The organism is Priestia megaterium (assembly GCF_009497655.1).
Lineage (GTDB): Bacteria > Bacillota > Bacilli > Bacillales > Bacillaceae_H > Priestia > Priestia zanthoxyli.
Window position 1 is genome coordinate 1539383 of the sequence record NZ_CP023317.1, and the last position, 25561, is coordinate 1564943.

Annotated in this window: 19 protein-coding genes; 17 read left to right on the plus strand and 2 right to left on the minus strand. The window is 38.4% G+C overall.

Going from position 1 to position 25561, the window contains the following annotated elements:
* Window positions 1–53: 53 nt before the first annotated feature.
* The 7 genes from CEQ83_RS07730 (at window position 54) to CEQ83_RS07760 (ending at window position 9607) form a co-directional block, all read left to right on the plus strand.
* Window positions 54–1202: an aromatic ring-hydroxylating oxygenase subunit alpha gene (locus CEQ83_RS07730; protein WP_047751332.1), complete on the plus strand. Its 1149-nt coding sequence runs from the start codon at window positions 54–56 to the stop codon at window positions 1200–1202.
* Window positions 1203–1283: 81 nt separating this feature from the next.
* Window positions 1284–2537, plus strand: a complete 1254-nt coding sequence (locus tag CEQ83_RS07735) for a quaternary amine ABC transporter ATP-binding protein (protein ID WP_028413967.1) — start codon at window positions 1284–1286, stop codon at window positions 2535–2537.
* 2 nt (window positions 2538–2539) lie between these two features.
* Window positions 2540–3403: an ABC transporter permease gene (locus tag CEQ83_RS07740; protein ID WP_028413966.1), complete on the plus strand. Its 864-nt coding sequence runs from the start codon at window positions 2540–2542 to the stop codon at window positions 3401–3403.
* A gap of 21 nt (window positions 3404–3424) precedes the next feature.
* Window positions 3425–4306, plus strand: a complete 882-nt coding sequence (locus CEQ83_RS07745) for a glycine betaine ABC transporter substrate-binding protein (RefSeq protein ID WP_028413965.1) — start codon at window positions 3425–3427, stop codon at window positions 4304–4306.
* A gap of 129 nt (window positions 4307–4435) precedes the next feature.
* Entirely contained in the window at window positions 4436–5488 is a 1053-nt protein-coding gene (locus CEQ83_RS07750; protein WP_034266621.1) for a pyruvate kinase, read from the plus strand.
* A 492-nt stretch (window positions 5489–5980) separates the two neighbouring features.
* A complete protein-coding gene (locus CEQ83_RS07755) occupies window positions 5981–8734 on the plus strand; it encodes a CHASE3 domain-containing protein (protein WP_034266623.1) in 2754 nt (917 codons plus the stop codon).
* Between the two features lie 18 nt (window positions 8735–8752).
* On the plus strand, window positions 8753–9607 hold the full coding sequence (locus tag CEQ83_RS07760) for a CheR family methyltransferase (RefSeq protein WP_028413962.1): 855 nt from the start codon (window positions 8753–8755) through the stop codon (window positions 9605–9607).
* 29 nt (window positions 9608–9636) lie between these two features.
* Here the strand turns inward: CEQ83_RS07760 and CEQ83_RS07765 are convergent, their stop codons facing one another.
* Together CEQ83_RS07765 and CEQ83_RS07770 are read right to left on the minus strand one after the other, a co-directional pair.
* The gene (locus CEQ83_RS07765) at window positions 9637–10776 is read right to left on the minus strand and encodes a SpoIIE family protein phosphatase (RefSeq protein WP_028413961.1); all 1140 of its coding nucleotides are present in this window, start codon (window positions 10774–10776) and stop codon (window positions 9637–9639) included.
* A 186-nt stretch (window positions 10777–10962) separates the two neighbouring features.
* On the minus strand, window positions 10963–11577 hold the full coding sequence (locus tag CEQ83_RS07770) for a LysE family translocator (RefSeq protein ID WP_028413960.1): 615 nt from the start codon (window positions 11575–11577) through the stop codon (window positions 10963–10965).
* Window positions 11578–11866: 289 nt separating this feature from the next.
* Here CEQ83_RS07770 and CEQ83_RS07775 point away from each other — a divergent pair, with 289 nt between their 5' ends.
* The 10 genes from CEQ83_RS07775 (at window position 11867) to CEQ83_RS07825 (ending at window position 25422) form a co-directional block, all read left to right on the plus strand.
* Complete coding sequence (locus tag CEQ83_RS07775; protein WP_155017156.1) at window positions 11867–13240, plus strand: amino acid permease; 1374 nt, start codon at window positions 11867–11869, stop codon at window positions 13238–13240.
* A gap of 171 nt (window positions 13241–13411) precedes the next feature.
* Complete coding sequence (locus tag CEQ83_RS07780) at window positions 13412–14104, plus strand: Crp/Fnr family transcriptional regulator (protein WP_154991518.1); 693 nt, start codon at window positions 13412–13414, stop codon at window positions 14102–14104.
* A 36-nt stretch (window positions 14105–14140) separates the two neighbouring features.
* Window positions 14141–14857: a YjjG family noncanonical pyrimidine nucleotidase gene (locus CEQ83_RS07785; protein WP_033578496.1), complete on the plus strand. Its 717-nt coding sequence runs from the start codon at window positions 14141–14143 to the stop codon at window positions 14855–14857.
* A 221-nt stretch (window positions 14858–15078) separates the two neighbouring features.
* Window positions 15079–16767 (plus strand): gamma-glutamyltransferase, encoded by a 1689-nt coding sequence (gene ggt / locus CEQ83_RS07790; RefSeq protein WP_033578497.1) that lies wholly within the window; start codon window positions 15079–15081, stop codon window positions 16765–16767.
* Between the two features lie 585 nt (window positions 16768–17352).
* Window positions 17353–18807, plus strand: coding sequence for a glycoside hydrolase family 68 protein (locus tag CEQ83_RS07800; protein WP_028413955.1), 1455 nt, complete (start codon window positions 17353–17355; stop codon window positions 18805–18807).
* Window positions 18808–18903: 96 nt separating this feature from the next.
* Window positions 18904–20469 carry a glycoside hydrolase family 32 protein gene (locus CEQ83_RS07805; protein WP_154991517.1) on the plus strand — a complete coding sequence of 522 codons (1566 nt, stop codon included), beginning with the start codon at window positions 18904–18906 and terminating at the stop codon, window positions 20467–20469.
* 106 nt (window positions 20470–20575) lie between these two features.
* Entirely contained in the window at window positions 20576–21010 is a 435-nt protein-coding gene (locus CEQ83_RS07810; RefSeq protein WP_013056263.1) for a ferritin-like domain-containing protein, read from the plus strand.
* 301 nt (window positions 21011–21311) lie between these two features.
* The gene (locus CEQ83_RS07815) at window positions 21312–22772 is read left to right on the plus strand and encodes an MDR family MFS transporter (protein WP_154991516.1); all 1461 of its coding nucleotides are present in this window, start codon (window positions 21312–21314) and stop codon (window positions 22770–22772) included.
* A gap of 462 nt (window positions 22773–23234) precedes the next feature.
* A complete protein-coding gene (locus tag CEQ83_RS07820; protein ID WP_047751322.1) occupies window positions 23235–24425 on the plus strand; it encodes a glycine C-acetyltransferase in 1191 nt (396 codons plus the stop codon).
* Window positions 24426–24462: 37 nt separating this feature from the next.
* Window positions 24463–25422 (plus strand): L-threonine 3-dehydrogenase, encoded by a 960-nt coding sequence (locus CEQ83_RS07825; protein WP_034266646.1) that lies wholly within the window; start codon window positions 24463–24465, stop codon window positions 25420–25422.
* The last annotated feature ends 139 nt before the right edge of the window (window positions 25423–25561 follow it).

Consider the following 25561-nt stretch of genomic DNA (forward strand, 5'->3'; position numbering starts at 1 on the left):
CTTGCGAATGGTTCTATTTAAATGTTTCTAAAGAAGCGAAGGAGGAATAGCAGATGGTTATGGAACATGGTTTAGTAAATGATAATGGGAGACTTGAGCCCACGTTGAAAGGAGAGCTGTATACATCTTCGGACATTTTTAAGTTAGAAAAAGATCATATATTTTCTAAATCATGGAGTTTAGTTGCATTTGAATACGAAATAGCAGAACCAGGACAATATATTACAACGAGAGTTGAAGGCGAAAATATTTTAATTACTAGAGGAAAAGACCATATACTGCGAGGATTTTTAAACGTATGTCGGCATCGAGGAGCTAAGCTGTGCAGCCAAGCATCCGGTAAAGCAGGGGTCATTCGCTGTCCGTATCATTCGTGGAGCTATAGCTTAGATGGTGATTTAGTAGGTGTTCCTAACACAAGCCACTGTCGAGAAGAACTCGTGCATAACGAAAGTTACGGACTAACATCCGTTCACATTGAAGTGTGGCACGGCATGGTTTGGGTTAATTTATCAGACAATCCGATATCTGTTGAATATCAGCTAGACGCACAAATTTTTGATCGTTTTGGAGAGCTTTATACGTTTGCTAGGTATGAAATTCAAAATTTAAAATCCGCTCATCGTGAAGAGTACGAAGTCGAGGCAAACTGGAAGCTTATTGTAGAAAACTTTCAAGAATGTTATCACTGTTCCTCTATTCACCCTGAGCTTACGGCAACGCTCCCTGAATTTCGTTCGGGAGTCGGCACTCAAAATTCAGTAGGCGGTGGAGCTAAGTTTGGCAATGAGTTAGAAGGTTTTTCAATTAGCGGGAAAGGAAGCCGTCCTATGTTAAAAGGGTTGCTTCCTGAAGATGACCGCACGTATTTTGGCATTACCGTTCTGCCGCTTGTATTTATCAACTTAACACCGGATCACGTTATTATTCATCGTATTATTCCAATCAGTGCAGAAAAGTCCAAAGTAATTTGCGAATGGTTATTCGACCCGGAAGAAATGGCTAAGCCTGATTTTGACCCAAAAGATGCCGTGGAATTATTTCACCGCGTTAATTTACAAGATTTTGAAGCGTGTGAGTGGTGTCAAGAAAATATGAGCTCAAAATCTTATAAAGAAGGAGGGATTTTAGTACCTATCGAACAGCACGTTTCGCATTTTTACAATTATGTATTAGAAGCAATCGGTATGAAGGTCGAATAGTAAATAGAAGCGGTCTGGCACATTATCTCGGTGTGCCAGACCATCTCTAACAATCTACTTTAAAAATAAGGGGGAAATAAATTGAGTACAAGCTCTAAACTAACAGAACCCATTATCCGCGTTACCGATGTTTCAAAAGTGTTTGGCCGTCAAAAAGAACAGGCTCTTAAGCTGAGAGAGTCTGGACAAAGTAAATATGAAGTCGAACAAGCTACTAAGACAACCGTTGCTATTTACAATGCTCATTTCGAAGTGAAAAAGGGAGAAACCTTTGTGTTAATTGGATTATCAGGAAGCGGTAAATCTACTTTACTTCGATGTTTGAACGGACTTATAGAACCAACAGAAGGGACGGTATATCTAGAAAATACAGATATTTCTCATATGCCAAAAAGACAGCTTCAGCAAGTACGAAGAAATAAAATTGGAATGGTATTCCAAAATGTAGGCCTTCTTCCAAACCGCACCGTAATTGACAATATTACGTTCGGTCTAGAAATTCAAGGCGTATCAGCAAGCGAAAGGGAAAAGCGAGGGAAAGAGGCGCTTGAAATGGTGGGGTTAAATGGACAAGCTTATAAAAGAATTTATGAATTATCAGGAGGTATGCAGCAGCGGGTTGGATTAGCGAGAGCCCTTGCTTCTGAACAAGAGATTTTGCTGATGGATGAGCCTTTTTCGGCGTTAGATCCTCTTATTCGAAGAGATATGCAAAAGCTATTTCTTGATATTCAAGGAGAAGTACAAAAAACAGTTATCTTTGTAACGCATGATCTAGATGAAGCATTAACTTTAGGGCACCGGGCTGCCGTAATGAAAGACGGAGAGATTGTACAGCTTGGAACGGCTGAAGATATTTTAAGTCAACCCGCAACCGATTATGTAAAACTGCTTGTTCAAGACGTTAATTACGGCAAAATCCGCCTTGCTAAAGACGCTGTTATTCCGGTAGAAACGGCTGCCTATGAGTATGAATCACCACAAGTTATATTAAGAAGAATGAGAACCAATCATTTATCTACGATTTTTGTTCTTGATAGTTCTGACCGCTTATTAGGTATGATGAGCATCTATACAGTGATGGAGCTTATTGAAGCTCATAAGCATGATTTAAAAGGAAAAGCATTGACACAGCCGCATTGCGTCAATCCTGATATGTCTTTACAAGAAATGATTCCTCTATTTACAGACAGTCATTCGCCTGTAGTAATTGTTGATAATCATCATCGCCTACAAGGTATGATTTCCCCGAGCACTCTTATTGCAAATCTCACTGAACGTATTGCAGTGACCGAGCAGCAAGAAGTTAAATCATATCAAGTGGAGGTTCGATAAATATGATGGTGAATGCTGCGATGATTCCTCGTATTCCTTTAGATAAATGGGCAAATTCATTTGTTGATTACATGATTGATAGTTTTTCAGGTGTATTTACTGGAATCAACCAGATAATGACCAGTTTAATCAGCAGCCTTGAATGGGCATTGACAGCCTCTCCTCCGCTAGTAACTGTCCTTGTTTTTGTTCTATTAGCGCTATGGTTGACAGATTGGAAGATAGCTGCATTTACGTGTTTTGGGTTACTTCTTATTATTAGCTTGGATTTATGGGAAGCATCAATGCTGACCTTATCTCTCGTTTTAGCTTCTACGATTATCTCACTTTTATTCGGCGTTCCTTTAGGCATATTATCACACCGCTTTAACAAAGTGGGGGCAGTCATAAAGCCTATTCTTGATATTATGCAAACGATGCCTGCTTTTGTTTACTTAATTCCTTCCGTACTTTTATTTGGATTAGGGAATGTTACAGCTCTTATTGCTACGTTTATTTTCGCAATGCCGCCTGCCGTTCGTCTGACGCTGCTTGGGCTTCAGCAAGTTCCGCACACCACTTTAGAAGCAGCGGAAGCTTTTGGAGCGACAGAATGGCAAAAATTAATTAAAGTCCAGCTGCCGCTCGCTTTGCCTATGATTATGTCGGGTGTAAACCAAGTTATTATGCTATCACTTTCGATGGTTGTTATTTCTTCCATGGTCGGTGCGGGAGGCCTAGGTGCAGAGGTATTACGAAGCATCAGTATGCTGGATGTAGGCTTAGGGTTTATCGGTGGGATTGCGGTTGTTATTATTGCCGTTATCTTAGATCGTTTAACGCATCTTTCTACTCGAAAAAGCCAAGATATTCAATCAAGCAAATAAAATGGATAAAGGTGGGATTAGATGAAACATTCAAAAAAAATTTCTTTTATTATGCTAACAATCGTCGTCATGCTGCTTGTCTCTGCATGCGGAAATAGCAATACGGCAAGCGGCACGACGACTAAAAAAGAAATTACAATTGGGTACATACCATGGGACGAAGCCGTAGCCGTTACGTTTTTATGGAAGGAATTATTAGAGGAAAAAGGCTATAAAGTTAAAGCAGTTCAAAGTGACGTAGCCCCGCTTTTCTCAGGAGTTGCTCAAGGAAATATTGATTTATTTTTGGATGTATGGATGCCTACTACCCATAGTTCTTACATGAAAAGATTCGGAAAACAAGTAGACGTTCTCGGCACTTGGTACGATCAAGCAGACAGCGGATTAGCCGTTCCCGACTATGTAGACGCGCAGTCGATAGGTGATTTAAAAAATAAGAAAGGGGAGTTTAACGGAAAGATTATTAGCATTGAACCGGGATCTGGAATCAATGGTCTTACGAAAGACCATGCCATGCCCAGCTATGGGTTAACAGACTGGAATTTAGTAGAGAGCAGTACAGCTGCGATGCTATCGGAATTGGATAAAGCCATTGCTAATAAAGAACCTATTGTTGTTACGTTATGGCGCCCGCACTGGGCTTTTGAAAAGTATAATCTCAGATACTTAAAAGATCCCAAAAATACGATGAATCCAACTGGACCTGAGAAAATACAGTCAATCAGTAAAAAAGCTTTTAAGGAAGATTATCCAGAAGCAGCAAAGTGGCTTAAAGATTTTTCGATTAGCGCTGATCAATTGGCATCATTAGAATCAGAAATTAACAGTGCAAAAGACGAAACAAAAGGCGTGAAAAACTGGATTTCTAAAAATAAGAAAGTGACGGAAAGCTGGGTAAAGTAATAAAAAGGCTGTCTCTTAGGCAAGTTATTGACTAAGAGGCATTTTTTTGTGGTGATATACCTATTTTTGTATAAAGCTTATCTCTTTTATGGAAATGGGCATCCTACATTAAAAGGATGGTGAAAGGCAGTGGCAATCGATAGAATCTGTACAATCGGACCTGTTAGTAATAAGAAAGATGTACTAGAGAGACTGTTGGAAAAAGGAATGACAATTGCTCGGCTGAATTTATCTCATGGGTCGCATGAAAGTCATAAAACAATTATAGATACGTTAAGATCTTTAAATTCCTCTATTCAAATTTTAGGAGATTTACAAGGTCCTAAAATTAGACTTGGAGTGATAAAGTCAAAAGAAATAGTGTTAAAAGAAGGCGCATCTTTTATTTTATATACAGAGCAGATGTCAGGAAATGAAAAAGGAGCCAGCGTTGACTATAAGGGTATCGTGAAGGATGTTCAAACAGGAAGCAAAATCTTAATCAATGACGGTCAAGTAGAACTGGCTGTTGAAGGAGTAGAAGAAGATACACTTGTCACAAAGGTAAAAAAGGGCGGATCTATTTCGTCTCATAAAGGCGTGAATTTGCCAGGTGCTCGCGTCGGTTTGCCGGCCATTACTGAAAAAGACAAAAAAGACATCGTATTCTTATTGAAAGAAAAAGTAGATTTTCTTGCTTGTTCGTTCGTAAGAACCCCTGAACATTTAAAAGACATTAAAGATTTTATCCATTTAAAACATCTAAATGCACCAAAGCTGATTGCGAAAGTGGAAACAATGGAAGCTATAGAAAATTTCAAGCAAATATGTGAAGAAGGCGATGGAATTATGATTGCACGAGGAGATTTAGGGGTAGAGCTACCGTATGAATGGATTCCTTTGCTCCAAAAAATATTAATTCATGAATGCAGCTTGCACGATAAATATGTGATCACCGCGACACAAATGCTTCAATCAATGGTGAGCAGCGCAATTCCTACAAGAGCCGAGGTGACGGATGTGTTTCAGGCAGTACTGGACGGCACGAATGCAGTGATGCTTTCTGCTGAAACAGCAGCTGGGAAATATCCGATTGAAAGCATGGAAACACTTTATAAAGTATCACATCTTGCTGAAACGATTCAAAATAAAAGAGTTGCGAGCTCCGCAGAGATTTTGGCAATGTTAAAGAGCTCGAGATAAAAAGTACAGCAAGTAGATATGTAAGTTTAAAAAATATATTTAAATTAAAAAAAGTGGCAATGTTTTCTACTATCCAAGTACAATTCAATTAATGAATGCTTTGCATTTTGCATATAAGTATTTATACCTATGTTGTCATAATTTATGTGATTCCCCAAAGCATAAATTACTTTTCATTACCTTATTGTGTACAAATATATTATGAGATAAGCCCATGCCTGTACAGGCATGGGCTTATCTTTATATGGCGTTTTAAAACGTCAATTTCTAATTGGGGAATTAATCTTCACCTCTTGCACAATAAATATTCTTCTGTACAAAAATAGAGTGTATAATAGGAATGTTGACTTGATAGGAAAAAGAGAGAAGCCTTATCAAGCAAAGGAAGATGGAGTGGAGAGTGTGTACTGAAAGTGAAATTGTCCAGCGGCAAAAATAAACATGTTTTTCGAATGCTTCTAGAAGAATATCTAGAATGAAAGTAGGAACATTATGGAAAAGAAAATGAGGTTTGGCATCAAATCCAAAATTATTATTGGATATTTAATTGTTATTGTCTGTTTATTTATTGCATTTATTGTTTTAAACAGTCAAATTTCATCTTTGCAAAAAGAGCGAAATTTTATCATTGATCATGATATTGAAGTCCATGATCTGACCAATCGAATTGAAAAGCACCTGCTTGATATGGAAACCGGACAAAGAGGCTATATTATTACAGGAGAAGCGAGTTACTTAGAACCTTATAACAGTGCAGCAACAAGTTGGGAAAAAGATTATAATGCGCTGTATCAGCTTCTAAATAATAATCCAAATCAGCAGGAGAAACTGGAGAAGATTAAAGGAAGTATTCAAGACTGGATTGAAGCTGCTGGTGAACCGACCATTGCATTAAAAAAAGAAAATAATACAAAAGAGCTTCAGCAATTTTTTGAGAAAGATCCTGGGCGCCAGTATATGGACGATATACGCAGCCAGTTTACTTCTTTTAGAAATGTAGAGAAAAAATCGACTGAAACAAGAGCAACAGAGTTAGACGAGAAAAATCAAAAAATTAAAATTGGACTTTACGGTTTGCTGTTATTCGTTACGCTTATTTCACTTGCTATCGCTATTGTGTTGTCTAATTCTATTGTGAATACGATTAAAGAAGTTACGCAAACGATCAAACGAATTACGGCTTCAAAAGGCGAGCTAAAAGGAAGAATTAAAGTTCGATCTAATGATGAAATTAAAGATTTAGGGCTAGCCACGAACGCGTTGTTAGAAAATATTGAAGAGCGAAACTGGCTTCAAACGAACATTGCTCATGCTGTAACGATGTACCAAGGCATAGCATCTGTAGACAAGCTTGCGGAAAAATTTCTCTTTACGGTTTCAGAAATGACACAAGCTTCTTTCGGAGCATTTTATGTTCGAGAGGAAAATGATAAAGGAAACTTATTCGTCAAACAAGCTGCTTTTGCAGATAGAAAAGGCGACGCGGGAAGAGAGAGCTTTTTGATAGGCGAAGGGCTCATTGGACAAGCTGCTTTAGAGAAAAGAACCTTTGTCATAAACGATGTACCTGACACGTACCAGCTCATTACTTCAGGATTAGGAGACGTAAAACCTAAGAGTATTTTTATTGTACCCGTCTTGTTTGAAGATGAAGTAATTGCTGTTATCGAGCTTGCATCGCTGCACGAGTTTACAGTTTTAGAGCAAGAACTTATTAGTCAAGTGATTGAAACGTTTGGTCTCACTATCAATGGCGTAATTAGACGTATGGAAATTGCTCGTCTATTAAAAGAATCTCAGGCGATGACAGAAGAGCTCCAAGCTCAGTCTGAAGAACTTCAAACACAATCAGAAGAACTGCAAATGCAGTCTGAAGAGCTGCGTATGATTAATGAACAGCTAGAAGAAAGAACAAAAGACGCAGAAGAAAAATCGTTTGAATTAGAGGCTGCAAAAGAAGATTTAGAAGAAAAAGCGCATCAGCTGGAGTTGAATTCTCAATATAAATCTGAATTTCTTGCTAATATGTCGCATGAGCTTCGAACACCACTTAACAGCATTCTTATTCTGTCTGAAATGCTTGAGGAAAACGCAGCTAAAACGCTATCTGAAGATGAAGAAGAATACGCTCGTATTATTCATTCTTCAGGAAAAGACTTGCTCGCGTTAATCAACGATATCTTGGATTTATCAAAAGTAGAGTCTGGAAAACTAGATATTTTACTAGCTGAGATGAATATGAGTGAGCTTCCAGATCAAATCGAACGTAATTTCAGCCACGTTGCTGAACAGAAAAACGTACAATTGAAAATTAATAAAGCACAAGATGTACCGGACATCATTCACACAGATGAAAAGAGATTCCAGCAAATTGTGAAAAATCTTTTATCAAATGCATTTAAATTTACAGAATCGGGATCTGTCACAGTATCCATTCAACGAGTAGCTGACCATCGTCTTACAACAGCTATGCGTACAGTTGATACGGATTGCTGGCTAGAAATAGCTGTAGCTGATACAGGGATTGGTATACCAAAAGAAAAGCATCAGCTTATCTTTGAAGCGTTTCAGCAGGCAGATGGAGCTACGGTCCGCAAGTACGGAGGAACGGGACTTGGCTTATCTATTTGCAGTGAGTTTGCAAAATTATTGGGCGGCTGGATTTCTCTAAGCAGTGAAGTAGGAAAAGGAAGTACGTTTACGCTATACCTTCCTAGCCTCTCTAATGGTCTTATTGACTATGAAAAAGTGAATTTTGCATATGAAGAAGTAGCGGTATCTGTAGAAGAAGCTGAACCTGAAGCAGAAATAACTGAAATTGATCATCCTGTACAACCAGTTGAATCTTCACTGCAAGATGGTGAAAATGTGTTTCAAGATAAGCGAGTGCTCATCGTAGATGATGACCAGCGCAACATCTTTGCCTTAAAAACTGCGCTAGCTAAACAAGGTATGACCATTATGACAGCTCATAACGGAATAGAGTGTCTTGAAATGATGGAAAATAGTGAACCATTTGATCTCATTTTAATGGATATTATGATGCCGCAAATGGATGGATATGAAGCCATGCAGAAAATTAGAGGAGAGCTAAAGCTCGTTGATTTGCCTATTATTGCATTAACCGCTAAAGCGATGAAAAACGATCGTGAAAAATGCTTGGAAGCTGGAGCTTCAGATTATATCAGTAAACCTTTAGATTTAAATCAGCTGTTCTCCGTTATGCGTGTATGGCTAGTAAATTAAGCGGGGTATGAAACATAAATGGATATGAAGCACCTAGATTTAAGTGAAGACTTAGTTATGAATAAAAAAACAGATTTAGAGATCGATTTACTGCTGACGGCTATTTATCGATTAACGGGATTCGATTTCAGACAGTACGCTAAATCTTCTATTTGTCGCCGAGTCTATAATCGAATGAAAATTGAACGTATTCCAACCGTGTCTCGATTGTTAGAAAAAGCGATTCACGAAGAAGAATTTATGAATCAGCTTTTAAATGATTTTTCAATAAATGTAACAGAGATGTTTCGCGATCCAAGCTTTTTTAAAGCATTTCGCACAAAAGTGATTCCGGTATTAAAGGATTATCCGGAAATTCGCATTTGGCACGCTGGCTGTGCAACGGGCGAAGAGGTATTTTCTATGGCGATTCTTTTAGAAGAAGAAGGGTTAATGGATAAAACGGTCATTTACGCAACCGATATGAACGAAGATGTATTAGAAAAAGCAAAACAAGGCGCCTTTTCTTTACGTAAAATGAAGTCATATACAAAAAATTATATTCAAGCCGGGGGAAAGAATGCCTTCTCGGAATATTATCAAACGGATCATCACTATGCATATTTTCATCCGTCGCTGTTAAAAAATATTATCTTTGCTCAGCATAATTTAGTCACGGATCAGTCATTTAATGAATTTCACGTCATCATTTGCCGAAACGTCCTTATTTATTTTACAGCTCAGCTGCAAAATCAAGTGTATAATTTATTTTCAGAAAGCCTGTGTGTAAAAGGGTTTCTTGGGCTTGGCGATAAAGAAACGCTTCGCTTTGCTGAGGGAGCAGCTTCTTATATTGAGTTTGCAGGGAACGAGCGCATCTATCAAAAGCAATAAAAAAAGACCTCATTGTGAGGTCTTTTTTATTATGCTTGTGCTTGAATCATAAGCACGCACATGTCATCAGGCTGATTTAACTTTTGTTCTTCTGAGAAAATTTCATTCATAAATGCCTGCGGATTTGTCCATTTTTGTTCAGTAAGTTGTTGAAGACGAAGAGCAGATTCATTTTCGCAAGGGCCCATCGATTCAAGAGCTCCGTCTGTAAATAGCAAAATTTGCACATCGTTCTCAAAGCTGACAACAGATTTCTGAACGTCCATTTCTTCAAAAAACCCTACAGGGCAGCTTCCTCGTTGAAGAGGAACGAGCGTATGTTCATCCACTAACATATAACCTTCTGGGTGCCCGGCATTCACATATTCTACTGTCTTAGCTTCCGTATCAATCACTAAATAAATAGCAGTGAAATAGTAAGGAATTTCATCTTTTTCGCTGTGCAATAATTCCATGTAGCGATTCAACTCTGTAATAACCTGCTCAGGGTCTATGAGGGACTTGATAGCTTCTCTGAGCACAGACGAAATAAACATACAAACAAGCGAGGCAGAGATGCCGTGCCCCATCATATCAAAAAGAATAATACCGTACCGGTGCTCGTCAATTTTGTGCCAATAGTACATATCACCCGCTAATTTAAAAGAAGGATAATATGAAACTTCCATTTGAATATCTTTCTCTCGTAAAGGGGGGCTGAGTAAGTTTTGCTGTACGTGCGTAGCTAAATCTAACTCAGTTTGAATTTTCTTTTCATGTTCCGTGTGCCAGTCAATTTCTGCTTTAAGGCGTAAGGCTACCCGCATACGAGCCAGCAGTTCCACTTTATTAATCGGCTTTGTGACGTAATCTGTTCCGCCAGCGTCTAGAGCTTCTACTAATTTGCTGCTGTCTTCTAGGGCTGTGACAAAGATAATTGGAATATGTTTTAAGCGTTCTACCTGTTGAATTCGCCTGCAGGCTTCGATTCCATCAATTTCGGGCATCATAATATCAAGTAAAATCAAATCGACCGAATTCGTTTTTGAGTTCTCATCGTCCAGGTTAAGATAGTCAAAAAGCGCATGGGCAGACGTAAGAGACACACAGTTATCGTAGCCAGCGCCTTTTAGAATTTTTTCAATCACAAATAGATTGACTTGATTGTCATCTACGAGAAGAATGGTCATGCTTTATTTCCCCTTATTATGTTTGAAGACTATTGATTGAGTATGTAGTTTTCAAGCATTTTTTATACTTTTTCTGTTTTTCTATTTATCTATTATACAGAAAACACAGCGTTTAGGGTATTTTTTAAGATTATTCTTTTCTATTAAAAAAGTCACTTGTCCCCAGAAAAGGAGACAAGTGACTTTTTATAGCAACTTGTATAACGCAAATATCCCGAAAGTCAGTACCACCGCTCCCGAAATACGATTTACCCAGATCAAGCTGTTATTCGTAAACTTCGACCGGGCAAGACTAATAGCAAAACTGAGCGAAAGCCACCAGCAGGCCGATCCTAAAAATACGCCTGCAACCATTGTCAGCGCAGAAGCAACATCAAATGCTGATTTACTAATGCCTACACCAGAAAACACGCCAATAAAAAATAAGATCGTCATTGGATTCGTAACCGTTAAAAAGAGAACGGATGTATACGAACGAAGCAACCCTTCTCCTTTAGCAGCAGCAGCGTGCTCTGCAGGCTGAGAACGAAAAGTTTGTACACCTAAATAGCATAAAAATAATCCCCCAATCAGCTGAAGCCAAATCTTTTGGGTTAATAAAAAGGTTGTAATGAACGTTAGGCCAAACGCAGCGATGCATCCATAAAGAGCATCTGCTGTAGCTGCTCCCAGCCCGGATACAAACCCGTGTAATCGCCCTTTAGATAACGTGCGATTGATGCATAAAATACCAATGGGACCGACGGGAGCAGCAACGGAAAAACCGATCACTAACCCCTTTAGAAAATAAAATAAGTTCATCTTTTACGTTGCTCCTATGAAGTTTTTCTTTAGTATAGTACAAAAGCAATTATGAATGAAGCTAATTTTGAGAAAGGTGTTAACGCATGTTTTTAGTCTGTTCGGGTACATCATAATGGTGTGATAGAAAACATTATTAGTGATTTTATTTTAATCATTAAAAAGTTCAAAGACTAAATTATTTTACACAGAAAATTAAATGTAGTAAAATAATTCACTGTTACATATATAGAAAGATCTACCACTATAAAGTAGTCATTCGTAATGAGATGAAGAGAGGTTAGTCATCATGAGTAATCTGTTTGCAAAAAAAGATGTTAATAAGCTGTTAGAGGAAAATGCAGCAAAAGAATCAACTAAGACACTAGGGTTATTTGATGTTATTTTGATGGGAGTAGGAGCAACCATTGGGACAGGAGTTCTGGTTATAGCAGGACTAGTTGCCGCCAGGGATGCAGGGCCCTCGGTCTCCGTTTCATTTATTATTTCTGCAATAGCCTGTATTCTTGTTGCGTTGTGCTATGCAGAATTTGGTTCAGCTGTTCCAAGTTCAGGAGGCGCATATACATACATATATGTTTCATTAGGAAAATTTGTAGCGCATTTAATAGGGTGGTCCATTGTAGGATGCTATACGGTGTCTTTAGCGTCTGTAGCAGGCGGATGGTCTTCTTACATAAATAATGTGCTTACTGAGTTTGGTATTAGACTTCCTGAATCGTTAACCGCCATACCGAGCGACGGAGGTATCATTAACCTTCCGGCAGTATTTATTGTGCTGTGCATGTCGTTTTTATTAACAAGAGGGGTAAAAGAAAGTAAAAAAATAAATAACTTAATGGTTTTAATCAAGATAGGTATTGTTCTTTTATTTGTAGCCGTCGGCGTCTTTTTTATTCATACAAATAACTGGCACCCATTTACTCCTTTTGGTGTGAAAGGGATCTTTGCAGGCGCAGCTTCCGTCTTTTTCGCTTATAACGGATTTGATGCCATTTCTACTTCGGCAGAAGAAGTGAAAAATCCGCAAAGAAACTTGCCGCTAGGTATTTTGATTGCACTGAGTGTTTGTGCAGTCATTTACGTAGTCATTGGATTAGTATTAACAGGGATGGTTCCTTATAAAGAGCTAAACGTGGGCGATGCGTTATCATATGCGCTCAATAGCGTTGGACAAGAATGGGCAGCGCTTATTGTATCTATAGGAGCAGTTATTGGTATAATGGCCGTCGTGTTTGCTTATTTGTTTGTTGTGCCCCGCATACTGATGTCAATGAGCCATGATGGATTATTGCCGTCTCTTTTTGCGAAAGTGAACCGAAAAAATAGCGAGCCTGTCATATCTACATGGCTTGTGGGGGCGTTAGGCGCGATCGTAGCTGGTTTTGTTGATTTAAAACAGCTGGCGGATTTAGCAAATATGCTAGCGATTGTTACGTTTGCTGCCGTTTCATTTTCAATTTTGGCTCTGCGAAAAACTCAGCCTAATTTAAAGCGCGGTTTCAAAGTACCTTTTGTGCCATTCATTCCGATTCTTGCTATTCTTTGCTGTATCTTTCTTATGTTTAACTTATCAATGGTAACGTGGATGTACTCAATCGGCTGGATGCTGATTGGCGTCTTTATTTACGTTGGATACGCCAGAAAGAACAAGAGCGTTTAACAAAAAGACTCTAAGCCAACGAGCTAGAGTCTTTTTTGTGTATATATTTCTTTTGAAAGGGATCTATGAACATAACGTAAAAATTAAAATTTTATTCGGGACATATGTCCTTTTTATTTTGGGAAGTGTTATTGTTTAATAAAAAGAAACCGTTATGATGGAGAGGAAAACATGAGGGAAATTACGAGTGAGAAACAACTGCTGGAGTATATAAATACTTATAAATTAGAGTCAGTTTTCAAGAAAGACTTACTACCGCATTTGTCACTGTATGATGTGGAGGCAGGAGAACGTCTTTGTTCTCAAGGAGATGCGTCTCATTGTTTGTACATACTGGTGAAAGGCAAGGTTAAAGTTTATACCATATCGCCCGAAGGCAAGACGCTTGTTCTTTCCTTTAAACAGCCCCTTGAAGTGATAGGCGATATTGAGTATGTACAGGATGTTGATATTATGAATACGGTTGAAGCCGTTTCACCTTTAGTTGTAATTGGTATACCATACAAACAATTAAAACAGCATGCGAGCGATGATCCACAGCTGCTGACGTTTTTACTGGAAATGCTCACAAAAAAGTTTTGCGCAAAATCGAACTCGCTCAGCTTTAATTTAATGTACCCAGTTGAAGTGCGGCTGGCTAGCTACTTGCTCTCTATTTTTTGTGAAGAATCACATTTGGTTATGGATCAAAAAACAGAAAGCCTAAAAGATATAGCCAATTTAATCGGAACGACTTACCGGCATTTAAATCGTGTTCTTCAGAAATTTGTAGCGCAAGGAGTTATTGAAAAACAGAAAGGCTCTATTATTCTCAAAGATAAAGAAAAACTGAGCTGTCTAGCAAACGACAATATATACGAGTAGAAAAAGCAATAGATTAGTTGAAGGGGAGAGAGAAGAATGAAAACATACAGAACGCTTCTATTTGACATTGATAATACGCTTTTAGATTTTAACGCAGCCGAAGAGCAGGCTTTACAGCTTCTTTTTGCTAACCACAATATTCCGCTGACTGATGAAAGCAAAAAACGTTATAGTTTGATAAACCAGGGGTTATGGACAGCTTTTGAAGAAAATAAAATAAGCCGTGAGCAAGTTGTAAATACTCGCTTTTCTACTCTATGTAAAGAATATGGAATAGAGAAAGACGGAAAGCTGCTTGAAGCAGAGTACCGAACGTATTTGAACAATGGCCATCAGCTAATTGACGGAGCAATTGAGGTAATTAAAAAACTGAGCTGTCACTATGAATTATATGTTGTTACAAATGGCGTATCGGCTACTCAATATAAGCGCCTTCAGGACTCAGGTCTATATCCTTATTTTAAAGAAGTATTTGTTTCAGAAGATACGGGCTTTCAAAAACCTATGAAGGAATATTTTGATTATGTTTTTTCACGTATAAAAGAGCTGTCCGTACATGAAACATTAATTGTTGGAGATTCTTTGAGTGCAGACATTCAAGGCGGGCAGCTAGCCGGTATTGATACGTGCTGGTTTAATCCTCAGGAAAAAAAGAATGATACAAATTGGAATTCAACCTATGAAATAGGAAGGCTTCAAGAGCTTTATACCCTGCTGAATGTAAATAATGAAGTAGCTTCGGTACAAGTATAAAAGTGTATAAACGTTAGAAAACGCAAAAAGCGCCAACCCTGTTCTTTAAATAAAACGGTTTGGCGCTTTTTCTGTTTTATAGATTTCAAAGGGCTTAAAATACGCTAGGGATATCGGTCTAGGTAAAGTAATCAATACAAATTTAAACAGTTTTATCCCAAAAGCAATAGGGTATTTTACCAATATCCCAGATAAAGTAAGTAACTAGGAGGTCGTAAAAGATGATTAATGGCAAAAGTTTATCTCGTTCAGGAAAGAGTTCATATAGAAGAGAAACAGCCGTTGGAAAAACAGGAATGGTAGCCAGTGCCCATCCAATTGCAACCGACGCCGGAGAACAGGTACTAAGAGCTGGAGGTAATGCAATTGATGCAGCAATTGCCGTTCAGTTTGGGCTCAACGTTGGAGAACCGATGATGACCGGTATTGGAGGCAGCGGCTTTTTTATGGTATACCACAATGAAAGCAAAACAACTAAAATTTTTGACGGACATTCTCAGGCTCCTAAAGCAGCTTATCCTGAAATGTTTCTTGATGAAAATAAAGAAGTTATTCCGTTTAGAAAGCGTTCTACTCATGCAACGGCAATTGGAATTCCAGGGATTTTAAAGGCGATGGAAGCAGCTCGTAAAGAGTATGGAACAAAACCCCTTGCTGAATTAATTGAACCGGCTGCCAAAGCAGCAGAAGCGGGTGTGGAAACAAACTGGGTGCTTGGAGATATTTTAAAAACATATGCCTATCGACTAGGAGAACATGCTAAGCAGCTATATTCTCCAAACGGCAAGCCTATGCAAGAAGGAGATATGATTAATAAAAAAGATCTTGCTAAAACATTCCGCATTCTTCAAGAAAAAGGTATCGAGGCTTTTTATGAAGGTGAAATTGCAGAAGCCATTATTTCAACGATAAAAGAGCACGGCGGTTTTATGGAACTGTCAGATTTGAAAGAATACCAGATTAAGATTGATGAACCCGTGTGGGGAGATTATAAAGGATACCGAATTGCTTCTTCCAACATGCCTAGTGCAGGAGGAGCTACGGTGCTGCAAATTTTAAAGCTATTAGAGAACTTCGATGTGTCTCAGTACGACGTGAAATCGTGGGAAAAGTATTATTTGTTTGCAGAAGCTATGCGCATTGCATTTTCAGATAAAATTGCATTCTCTGGAGATCCAGCCTACAGTGACATTCCATTAAAAGGGCTTTTAAATGACGAATATATAAAGGAACGTCAAAAATTAATTAATTGGAAGCATAAAAATGAGAAAGTTGATTTTGGCAACCCGTGGGATTATGAGAAAGGCCAAAAAGTGAACGTTGTGCGTCAGCCTTATGAACCTGAACGTGAGCTTAGTGAAACAACTCACTTCACGGTAGTTGACCGCTGGGGCAATATTGTCGCTTGTACATCAACTGTGGAACATCCTTTTGGTACAGGAATTATGGTTAAAGACCATGGATTTTTACTCAACAACGAGCTTACTGATTTTGATGCTATTCCTGGAGGGCTAAACCAAGCGGATGCAGGAAAGCGTCCGGTTAGCTGTAAAAGCCCAACCATCGTTTTTAAAGACAGTGAACCTGTACTCACTTTAGGGTCTCCGGGCGGACCAACCATTGTAGGCTCTGTGTTCCAAACGCTTATGAATGTCTTAGACTATGGAATGGATATAAAAGAAGCGATTGAAGAACCAAGAATTTTTAATAGTACAGGATCACTTATCGGTTGGGAAGCCGGAGTGGATATGAATGCCAAAGGAGAGCTAGAAGCCATGGGGTTTAATTTTGGAGATGAGCCATTCCCAATCGGAAATGTTCAAGGTATTCAAATTGATAAAGAAAACGGCCGTTTATTTGGAGCAGCTGATTCCAGCCGTGAAGGAAAAGCAACTGGCTTAGACTCTTAATATTAAAAAGATGCATCATACGCTCCCTCTTTTATAAGAAGGGATGGCGTATGATGCATTAAAAAAGATAAAAATATGTAGGTAAAAAGAAGGAATATTTTTTTCAGAAAACATACTTTAGACCTTTATTAGCATCATCCTAATCTCCAGAAAGGAAAAAAAATAGAACGTTTTCATGTCCGAATAATAAAAAAGAGTACTGATTTTTCAAGATATTGATGAAAACAAAATGATTGGAAAGCATAAAAAAAGGAATAGCGCTTTCAATGCTAGAAAGATAGAGTATTTAATCGTGTAAAGAGTATAAAACGCAACGGCTGGAAAACGTAGTTTGGAATGTAAAAAAAGTCGTACCCTTTTTTTGAAAAACGGTTACATAAAAAGTCTCTTGCACGTAAACTTTGGTCCTAGTTACAGCTCAATGAAAAAGATGAAAATGAGAAATAGCTACATTTGGCACGTTTGACTTTCGTCATTTATCCAAGTAATCTTTTGGTTGAACGGAACCGGTTCTGTTTTCGGATTTTTAATAGCTAATTGAATTAATAAATTTATATTCTTTACTAACCCAAAAGGAGAAAACATATGAAAATGAAACGAGTTGCTAAGCATACAACTGCTGCTACATTGGCTGCAGCCCTACTAGTAGGCGGAGGATACCAAACATTTGCTAAAGGAAACGACAGCAAAGACTTTAATAACAGCTACGGAATTTCGCATATTACTCGCGATAATATGGTGAAAATTCCACAGCAGCAAAACAGTGATCAGTTTAAAGTTCCTGCTTTTGACGAATCAACTATTAAAAACATTGCTTCTGCTAAGGGAAAAGATGCATCGGGAAATACAATTGACTTAGATGTATGGGACAGCTGGCCATTACAAAATGCTGACGGAACAGTGGCGACTTATCATGGATATCAAATTGTGTTTGCCCTAGCAGGTGATCCAAAAGATTCGAATGACACGTCTGTTTATCTTTTCTATAAAAAAGCTGGAGACAAATCGATTGACAGCTGGAAAAACGCTGGAAGAGTGTTTAAAGACAGCGATAAATTCGTTCCGAATGACCCGCACCTTAAAAATCAAACACAAGAATGGTCTGGTTCTGCCACATTAACGAAAGATGGTAAAGTTCGTTTATTCTACACGGATTATTCAGGTAAACAATACGGAAAACAAACGTTAACGACAGCTCAAGTGAACATGTCTCAGCCAAACGATAATACGTTAAAAGTTGACGGAGTAGAAGATTACAAGTCAATCTTTGATGGTGACGGAAAGATTTATCAAACGGTTCAGCAGTTTATTGATGAAGGCGGTTATGACACAGGGGATAACCATACGCTAAGAGATCCTCATTACATAGAAGACAATGGACATAAGTACCTTGTTTTCGAAGCTAACACTGGAACAGAAGATGGCTATCAAGGCGAAGACTCTCTATATAACAGAGCATACTACGGAGGAAACAATCCTTTCTTCCAATCTGAAAAGAAAAAGCTTCTTGAAGGATCTAATAAAGAAAAAGCTTCTTTAGCAAACGGGGCTTTGGGCATTATTGAGTTAAATGATGACTATACGCTCAAAAAAGTAATGAAGCCGCTTATCACATCAAATACAGTTACAGACGAAATTGAACGTGCAAACATTTTCAAAAAAGATGGAAAATGGTACTTGTTCACTGATTCTCGCGGATCTAAAATGACGATTGATGGAATCGGACAAGATGATGTGTATATGCTAGGCTATGTTTCAAATACGTTAACAGGAAAATATAAGCCTTTAAATGATACGGGATTAGTTCTTCATATGGATTTAGATCCTAATGATAAAACATTTACGTATTCTCACTTTGCCGTACCGCAAACAAAAGGTAATAATGTTGTTATTACAAGCTACATGACAAACAGAGGCTTTTATGAAGACAACCACTCTACATTTGCACCAAGCTTCTTAGTAAATATTGACGGTTCAAAAACATCTGTTGTAAAAGATAGCGTTCTTGAACAAGGTCAGTTAACAGTGGATGAAGACTAAGCCCTTTGCAATAGCAACAAAAGAAAATGGTGATTGTAATCACCATTTTCTTTTGTTTTATTCGATGTAGACAAAAAAGAGAAAGGCGGGGTTTGTTTGAAGAAAAAAGGTGCTTATAAATGGATAACGCTTGCCGTTCTTTTAGTTGTAATAGCCGGACTCATTATAGCAGGCGTATCCAAAAAAGAGGATACAAAAGATCGAGGAAAAGACAAAGGAAATAAAAGTGAATCCACTTATCGCCCGGTGTATCATTTTAGCACGCCTGATAAATGGAAAAATGATCCTCAAAAGCCCATTTATTTTGACGGAGAGTATCATTACTATTACTTATACAATCATGATTACCCTAAAGGGAACGGGACGGAATGGCGACATGCAACGTCTAAAGATTTGGTTCATTGGAAAGATAAAGGAGTAGCTATTCCAAAGTATACAAATAAAAATGGCGATATATGGTCCGGATCCGTTATAGAAGATAAAGAGAACACAGCAGGTTTTGGTAAAGGCGCAATTGTAGCGATTATGACCCAGCCTTCTGCTGATGGACAAAAGCAAGAACAGTATTTATGGTATAGCACCGATAGAGGAAAAACCTTTAAATCATATAGCAAAAATCCTATCATGCCTAATCCAGGCACCAAAGATTTTCGAGATCCCAAAGTCATATGGGATAATGAACATGATAAGTGGGTTCTCGTCATGTCAGAAGGTGAAAAAATCGGATTTTATGAATCTTCTAATCTAAAGGATTGGACGTATACGGGAGGATTTGTCACTAAAGATATTGGCATTACAGAATGTCCAGATCTTTTTCAAATGAAGGCGGATGACGGGACAGTTAAGTGGGTTCTCGGGACAAGTGCAAATGGAAAAGAAAGCGGAAAGCCAAACACCTATGCTTATTGGACAGGAAATTACGATGGAACAACATTCACTCCCGATATGGATGAGCCGCAATGGCTAGATCATGGTTTTGATTGGTACGGAGCAGTCACGTTTAAAGACGGTAAAAATGAGGATTCTTTAGAAAAACGCTACGCTTTTGCATGGATGAACAACTGGGATTATCCAGATAAGACACCAACGATGAAAGATGGGTTTAACGGATTCGATTCAGTAACCCGTGAAATTACGCTTTCAAAACAAGACGATGATCAGTACAGCCTGTTATCAAAGCCTGTCGAAGAATTAAATCAGCTAACTGATTCAACAAATTCTCTCAAGCAAGTAGAAGTAAACGGAGAGAAAAAGTTAAAGATAAAAGGTGAAGCTTATCAGCTTGATACAGATATTTCATGGTCAGATGCAGAAAATGTAGGCTTACGACTTCGAGAGTCCGCAGATCAAAAGCGGCACATTGATGTCGGGGTTTTTGCAAAAGATAACGTCTCATATGTGAATAGAAGCTATAGTAATCAGCCTGATCAAAGCAAAAAATATGTGGAAAGCCGCGATTACTTTGATGCAGGCAAGAAAAATGTTCATTTGAAGATATTGGTAGATAAAACAAGTATTGAAGTCTTTATTGATGATGGAAAAACCGTACATTCTAGCGAGGTGTTTCCTCGTCACAACGACCAAGGAATTACACTTTTTTCCCAAGGAGGAACGTCTTTCTTTAAGAACATAGAAATCAAACGTTTTCGTTCCAGTCAGTAAATTCCCTATTTTTAAAAAAGGGAGCAGAATATCACCTTATTATGGTTTAGGACTCGTTAAAAAGGGTATATGCCTACTAACAGTAAATGAAAGGGTGTTTATTCAAATGGAAGAGAAAATGAGACAACTAATAGAGGGACTTAATACCGATTTAGCGGGTGAATATTCGGCGGTTATTCAGTACACTTACTATGCGTCTACAGTAACTGGCCTAGAATATCAAATTTTAAAACCTTTCTTTGAAGGAGAAATTCCTGACGAGCAAGGGCATGCCCTTTATTTATCAGAAAAAATCAAAAACCTTGGCGGTGAGCCAACAACAAAGCCAGCTGAGGTGAAGCACGTCTCAAACGTGACGGAAATGCTTAAAGAAGCGAGCAAGGCTGAAAAAGAAACGATCCAGCGCTACGAAGAGCGTAAAAAACAAGCAGAAGAGTTAGGATTAACAGAGCTTGTTGTCAAACTTGAGGATATGATTGCAGATGAAACAAATCATATGGAAGAAATGGAACGTTTATTAAAAGATCCCCGACTAAGTTAATCATACAAAATACGTAAAAAGCATCCCGTAACACCTGTTACGGGATGCTTTTTGTGGTTTGAAAAAGAAATAAAACATCATGTACGCATGTTTTTATAAATGAGAGGAAAGTCATATTTTTGAAATTCTCTATCGCTTTGAAAAATTTTATAGTAAAATAATTATTTGGCTGCATATGGCAGTAACTATATGCGGAGCATCACATACATATAAAGGCTAAAAGGGTATAAGTATATTGAAACCGCTTTTATCTTCTGTAAAAAAAACGATGGTATGCCCGCAGTTGCAAGGAGAGAAAGAGATGAGGAAACGAATCATGACAGCGCTGCTGCTTGTCACTGTTTTAGCTGCAATGGAAGGAACCATTGTCAGTACGGCTGTTCCAAGAATTACAAGTGATTTGTCGGGTATTGAGCTAGTTAGCTGGGTATATGCCATTTATATGCTGACAACCGCTGTATCTACACCTATATACGGAAAGTTAGCGGATTTATTCGGCCGCAAAAAAGTTATGCTTGTTGGAATTATTATTTTCTTAATCGGATCTATACTTTGCGGGCTTAGCTTTTCGATGCAACAATTAATTGTCTACAGAGCAATCCAAGGGCTAGGCGCCGGGGTCGTTATGCCCCTTACAATGATTATTATTGGCGACTTGTATGAAGAAGCAAAAGAAAGAGCCAAAGCCCAAGGTTGGATTAGCGCAGTTTGGGGAGTTGCTGGAGTTCTCGGTCCTCTTCTTGGGGGATTTTTAGTCGATACGCTGTCTTGGCGCTATATTTTCTTTTTAAATATACCGTTTGGACTAATGGCTTTTATTGTTCTTCTAGTAAACTATAAAGAAGAAGTGGTAAAAGAAAAACGCTATATCGATTACATTGGAGCGGTGACGTTTTCAGTTGGAACCATTGCATTTTTATACGCGCTTTTAACCGGAAGTCAGCATCAAAACTGGGGAGATCCGATCATTATAGGATTATTTGTTCTAGCTGTTCTGACATTCATGGGCTTTATTTATATCGAAAAGAAATCGCCGGAACCTCTTATTCCGCTTGAGCTGTTTTCTATTCGAAGTGTATCTGTTATAAACTTATTAACACTTCTTGTCGGGTCAGTAGTTATTAGTATTACGGTTTACCTTCCAATTTGGAGCCAAGGAGTGATGGGAAAAAGTGCAACCGCTGCCGGTTTTGTGTTAATGCCCATGCCAGTATGCTGGACAATTGGTTCACTGCTTTCAGGGAATTTAGTAGGGCGTCTTAAAACGCACTCCATCCTTACGCTAGGAACGGCAATCGTAAGTACGGCATGTTTTATGCTGTTTTTAGTCTCCACGCACTCACCCGTATTTTTAATTTATGTAGCCGTTGGGGTTCTTGGGTTAGGAATGGGGATTATTACGCCTATCTTTATGTTAGTTATTCAATCAGCAGTCCCAGCTAGCAAAAGAGGAGTAGCGGTGGCTCTTAATACGTTTACAAATACATTTAGTCAAACGCTAGGTTCCGCAGTGTTTGGTACAATCTTTAACTTAGTGACGCTTTCACAGGCAAAGAAATTAGGGCAAGAAAATTTAAATGCTTCGTTTGAGACAGGCGGAGTACCGTCAGAAGAACTGTCAAAGCTGCATGAAATTCTTGCATCAGGTGTTCACATTATTTACAGTGGAACGTTTTTAGCTGCTTTACTAAGCTTTGCTGTCTCATGCTTATTAGTAAAAAACGGCCATAAAAAAATAAAGAACATATCTGTGCAAAAGTAACGGAAGAGACTGTTACAAAAGTAGTTTAATTGAAGGACAATCCGAACGAGTTTGAGTAAGGACCAAACTCGTTCGGATTTTTTTATTGGTAGGTGAATGTAGGTGCTTTTAGCTGTTGAATTAGTTATGCATTAGTCTCTTTTCTAAAAGAATTATCAAAGAGAGAAAAGAAAAAAGATATTGTCTAATAACGTTCGGGAAAAATCGTTAACAGAAGGACGGATTTTTATTATTGCCGAAAATTTCTTATTTTTTGTTTTTTTAGTATGGACATTTACTTGGTTGTTGATTATTATAAATTCTATAAGTATTGATTTTTAAGCGCTTACAAAAGAAACATTTGTCTTTCTCAGGAATACACTTGATTTTTAATTCATATACTACAAGTGCTTAGATTAATCTTTTAATGGGGAAAAGAGAAGTTTATAAGACGTGTTGAACAACAATGAGGGGGTATGGAAGATGACAAGCAGACGTTTAAAAGAATTCTTGAATAATAATTTAGAAGATTTAAAAGATAAAGGGCTATACAACGTCATTAATCCAGTAGAGGGACCAAATGGACCTTTGATTCAAATTGATGGAAAACAATTAATTAATTTATCATCCAACAACTATTTGGGGCTTGCTACAGACGAAAGGCTTATTAACGCGTCCAACGAAGCCACTGAAAAATACGGGGTGGGAGCTGGAGCTGTCCGAACGATTAATGGAACTCTAGATATTCATATTAAGCTAGAGGAAAAGCTTGCCGAGTTTAAGCATACGGAAGCAGCTATAGCTTACCAATCTGGCTTTAACTGCAATATGGCAGCCATCTCTGCAGTTATGGATAAACATGACGCGATTTTATCAGATGAGCTGAATCACGCTTCAATTATTGACGGGTGTCGGCTATCAAAAGCAAAAATTATTCCTTACAAACATTCGGATATGGAAGATCTCCGTGCAAAAGCAGGCGAAGCACAAAAGTCCGGTGCCTATAATAAAATAATGGTAATTACCGACGGTGTATTCTCAATGGATGGAGACATTGCTAAGCTTCCGGAAATTGTAGAAATCGCACAGGAATTTGATTTAATCACATACGTAGATGATGCTCACGGATCGGGCGTATTAGGTAACGGTATGGGGACAGTCAAACATTTTGGCTTATCTGAAAAAGTAGACTTCCAAATTGGAACATTGTCAAAAGCGATTGGAGCTGTAGGCGGATACGTAGCTGGAAAAAAAGACTTAATTGACTGGTTGAAAGTACGAAGCCGCCCGTTTTTATTCTCGACTGCTATTACACCAGGCACGGCTGCTGCATGTATTAAAGCGATTGAAATTCTAAGCACAAGTACAGAGCTGCAGGATCAAATGTGGGAAAACAGCCGTTATTTAAAGCAAGGATTAAAAGAGCTGGGCTTTGATACCGGCGAAAGTGAAACACCTATTACTCCGTGCATTATAGGAGATGAAAATCAAACGCAGATTTTTAGTGAGAGATTAATAGAAGAAGGGGTATACGCTAAATCAATTGTTTTCCCTACCGTTCCAAGAGGAACAGGACGCGTTCGCAATATGCCAACGGCTGCTCATACAAAAGAAATGTTAGATGAAGCACTTCGTATCTACAAAAAAGTAGGCAAGGAAATGAAATTAATCTAAACGTTGAATCTAAGCAGTACATGAGGAGGATATTGAGATGAAAAAAGTATTAATAACGGGGTCTCTAGGACAAATCGGTTCTGAATTAACAATGAAAATGAGAGAGATATATGGTTCAGAAAATATTATTGCCACTGATATTCGCAAGACGACGAGCGATGTTGTGACTTCAGGTCCATTCGAGATTTTAGACGTAACGGATCAGACTGCGTTATTTACGATCGCCGAAAAGCATAAAGTCGATACGGTTATTCACTTGGCTGCGCTGTTATCAGCGACAGCCGAGCAAAAGCCGCTTCTAGCTTGGAATCTAAATATGGGCGGATTAGTAAACGCGCTCGAAGTAGCTCGTGAGCTGAAGTGCCAATTTTTTACTCCAAGTTCAATTGGTGCATTTGGTCCAACGACTCCAAAAGACTGGACGCCGCAGGATACAATTCAACGTCCTACCACGATGTATGGTGTTAATAAAGTAGCGGGTGAATTACTTTGCGATTACTATCACCATAAATTCGGAGTAGATACACGAGGGCTACGTTTTCCAGGCTTAATTTCATACGTAACGCCTCCAGGTGGAGGGACAACGGACTACGCTGTTGAAATTTATTATGAAGCCGTTAAACATAAGCGCTATACGTCTTATATCGACAAAGGAACCTATATGGATATGATGTATATGCCTGACGCACTAAACGCTGTCATCCAACTAATGGAAGCAGACGGTTCTAAGCTGAAGCATCGAAATTCATTTAACGTTTCTGCCATGAGCTTTGATCCAGAACAAATGGCAGCTGAAATCAGAAAAACAATTCCGGAATTTGTGCTGAACTACCAAGTAGATCCTGTTCGACAAGCAATTGCTGAAAGCTGGCCCAACCATATAGATTCCAGCTGTGCGAAAGAAGAGTGGGGATTTAAAGCAGAATATAACCTAGAAAAAATGACGAGAGAGATGCTGGGAAAGTTAAAAGTTGAATCACAGCTTGTCTTAACGTAAGTAGAGAAAAATGATTTCTTCCTTGACAATAAAGTAAGCGCTTACTAAAAGGTGAGTTACTTGTTGCAAGTTCTACTTCGTAACAGTGGTGGACAGTACACATAGATTCTCTGACCCTTTAAGTGAGCGCTCGTTCGCT

Coding starts and splice junctions, on each gene's coding strand:
- CEQ83_RS07730 (WP_047751332.1), top strand. CDS start 54: ATGGTTATGGAACATGGTTTAGTAAATGATAATGGGAGACTTGAGCCC.
- CEQ83_RS07740 (WP_028413966.1), top strand. CDS start 2,540: ATGATGGTGAATGCTGCGATGATTCCTCGTATTCCTTTAGATAAATGG.
- CEQ83_RS07745 (WP_028413965.1), top strand. CDS start 3,425: ATGAAACATTCAAAAAAAATTTCTTTTATTATGCTAACAATCGTCGTC.
- CEQ83_RS07755 (WP_034266623.1), top strand. CDS start 5,981: ATGGAAAAGAAAATGAGGTTTGGCATCAAATCCAAAATTATTATTGGA.
- CEQ83_RS07760 (WP_028413962.1), top strand. CDS start 8,753: ATGGATATGAAGCACCTAGATTTAAGTGAAGACTTAGTTATGAATAAA.
- CEQ83_RS07765 (WP_028413961.1), bottom strand. CDS start 10,776: ATGACCATTCTTCTCGTAGATGACAATCAAGTCAATCTATTTGTGATT.
- CEQ83_RS07770 (WP_028413960.1), bottom strand. CDS start 11,577: ATGAACTTATTTTATTTTCTAAAGGGGTTAGTGATCGGTTTTTCCGTT.
- CEQ83_RS07775 (WP_155017156.1), top strand. CDS start 11,867: ATGAGTAATCTGTTTGCAAAAAAAGATGTTAATAAGCTGTTAGAGGAA.
- CEQ83_RS07780 (WP_154991518.1), top strand. CDS start 13,412: ATGAGGGAAATTACGAGTGAGAAACAACTGCTGGAGTATATAAATACT.
- CEQ83_RS07785 (WP_033578496.1), top strand. CDS start 14,141: ATGAAAACATACAGAACGCTTCTATTTGACATTGATAATACGCTTTTA.
- ggt (WP_033578497.1), top strand. CDS start 15,079: ATGATTAATGGCAAAAGTTTATCTCGTTCAGGAAAGAGTTCATATAGA.
- CEQ83_RS07800 (WP_028413955.1), top strand. CDS start 17,353: ATGAAAATGAAACGAGTTGCTAAGCATACAACTGCTGCTACATTGGCT.
- CEQ83_RS07810 (WP_013056263.1), top strand. CDS start 20,576: ATGGAAGAGAAAATGAGACAACTAATAGAGGGACTTAATACCGATTTA.
- CEQ83_RS07815 (WP_154991516.1), top strand. CDS start 21,312: ATGAGGAAACGAATCATGACAGCGCTGCTGCTTGTCACTGTTTTAGCT.
- CEQ83_RS07820 (WP_047751322.1), top strand. CDS start 23,235: ATGACAAGCAGACGTTTAAAAGAATTCTTGAATAATAATTTAGAAGAT.
- CEQ83_RS07825 (WP_034266646.1), top strand. CDS start 24,463: ATGAAAAAAGTATTAATAACGGGGTCTCTAGGACAAATCGGTTCTGAA.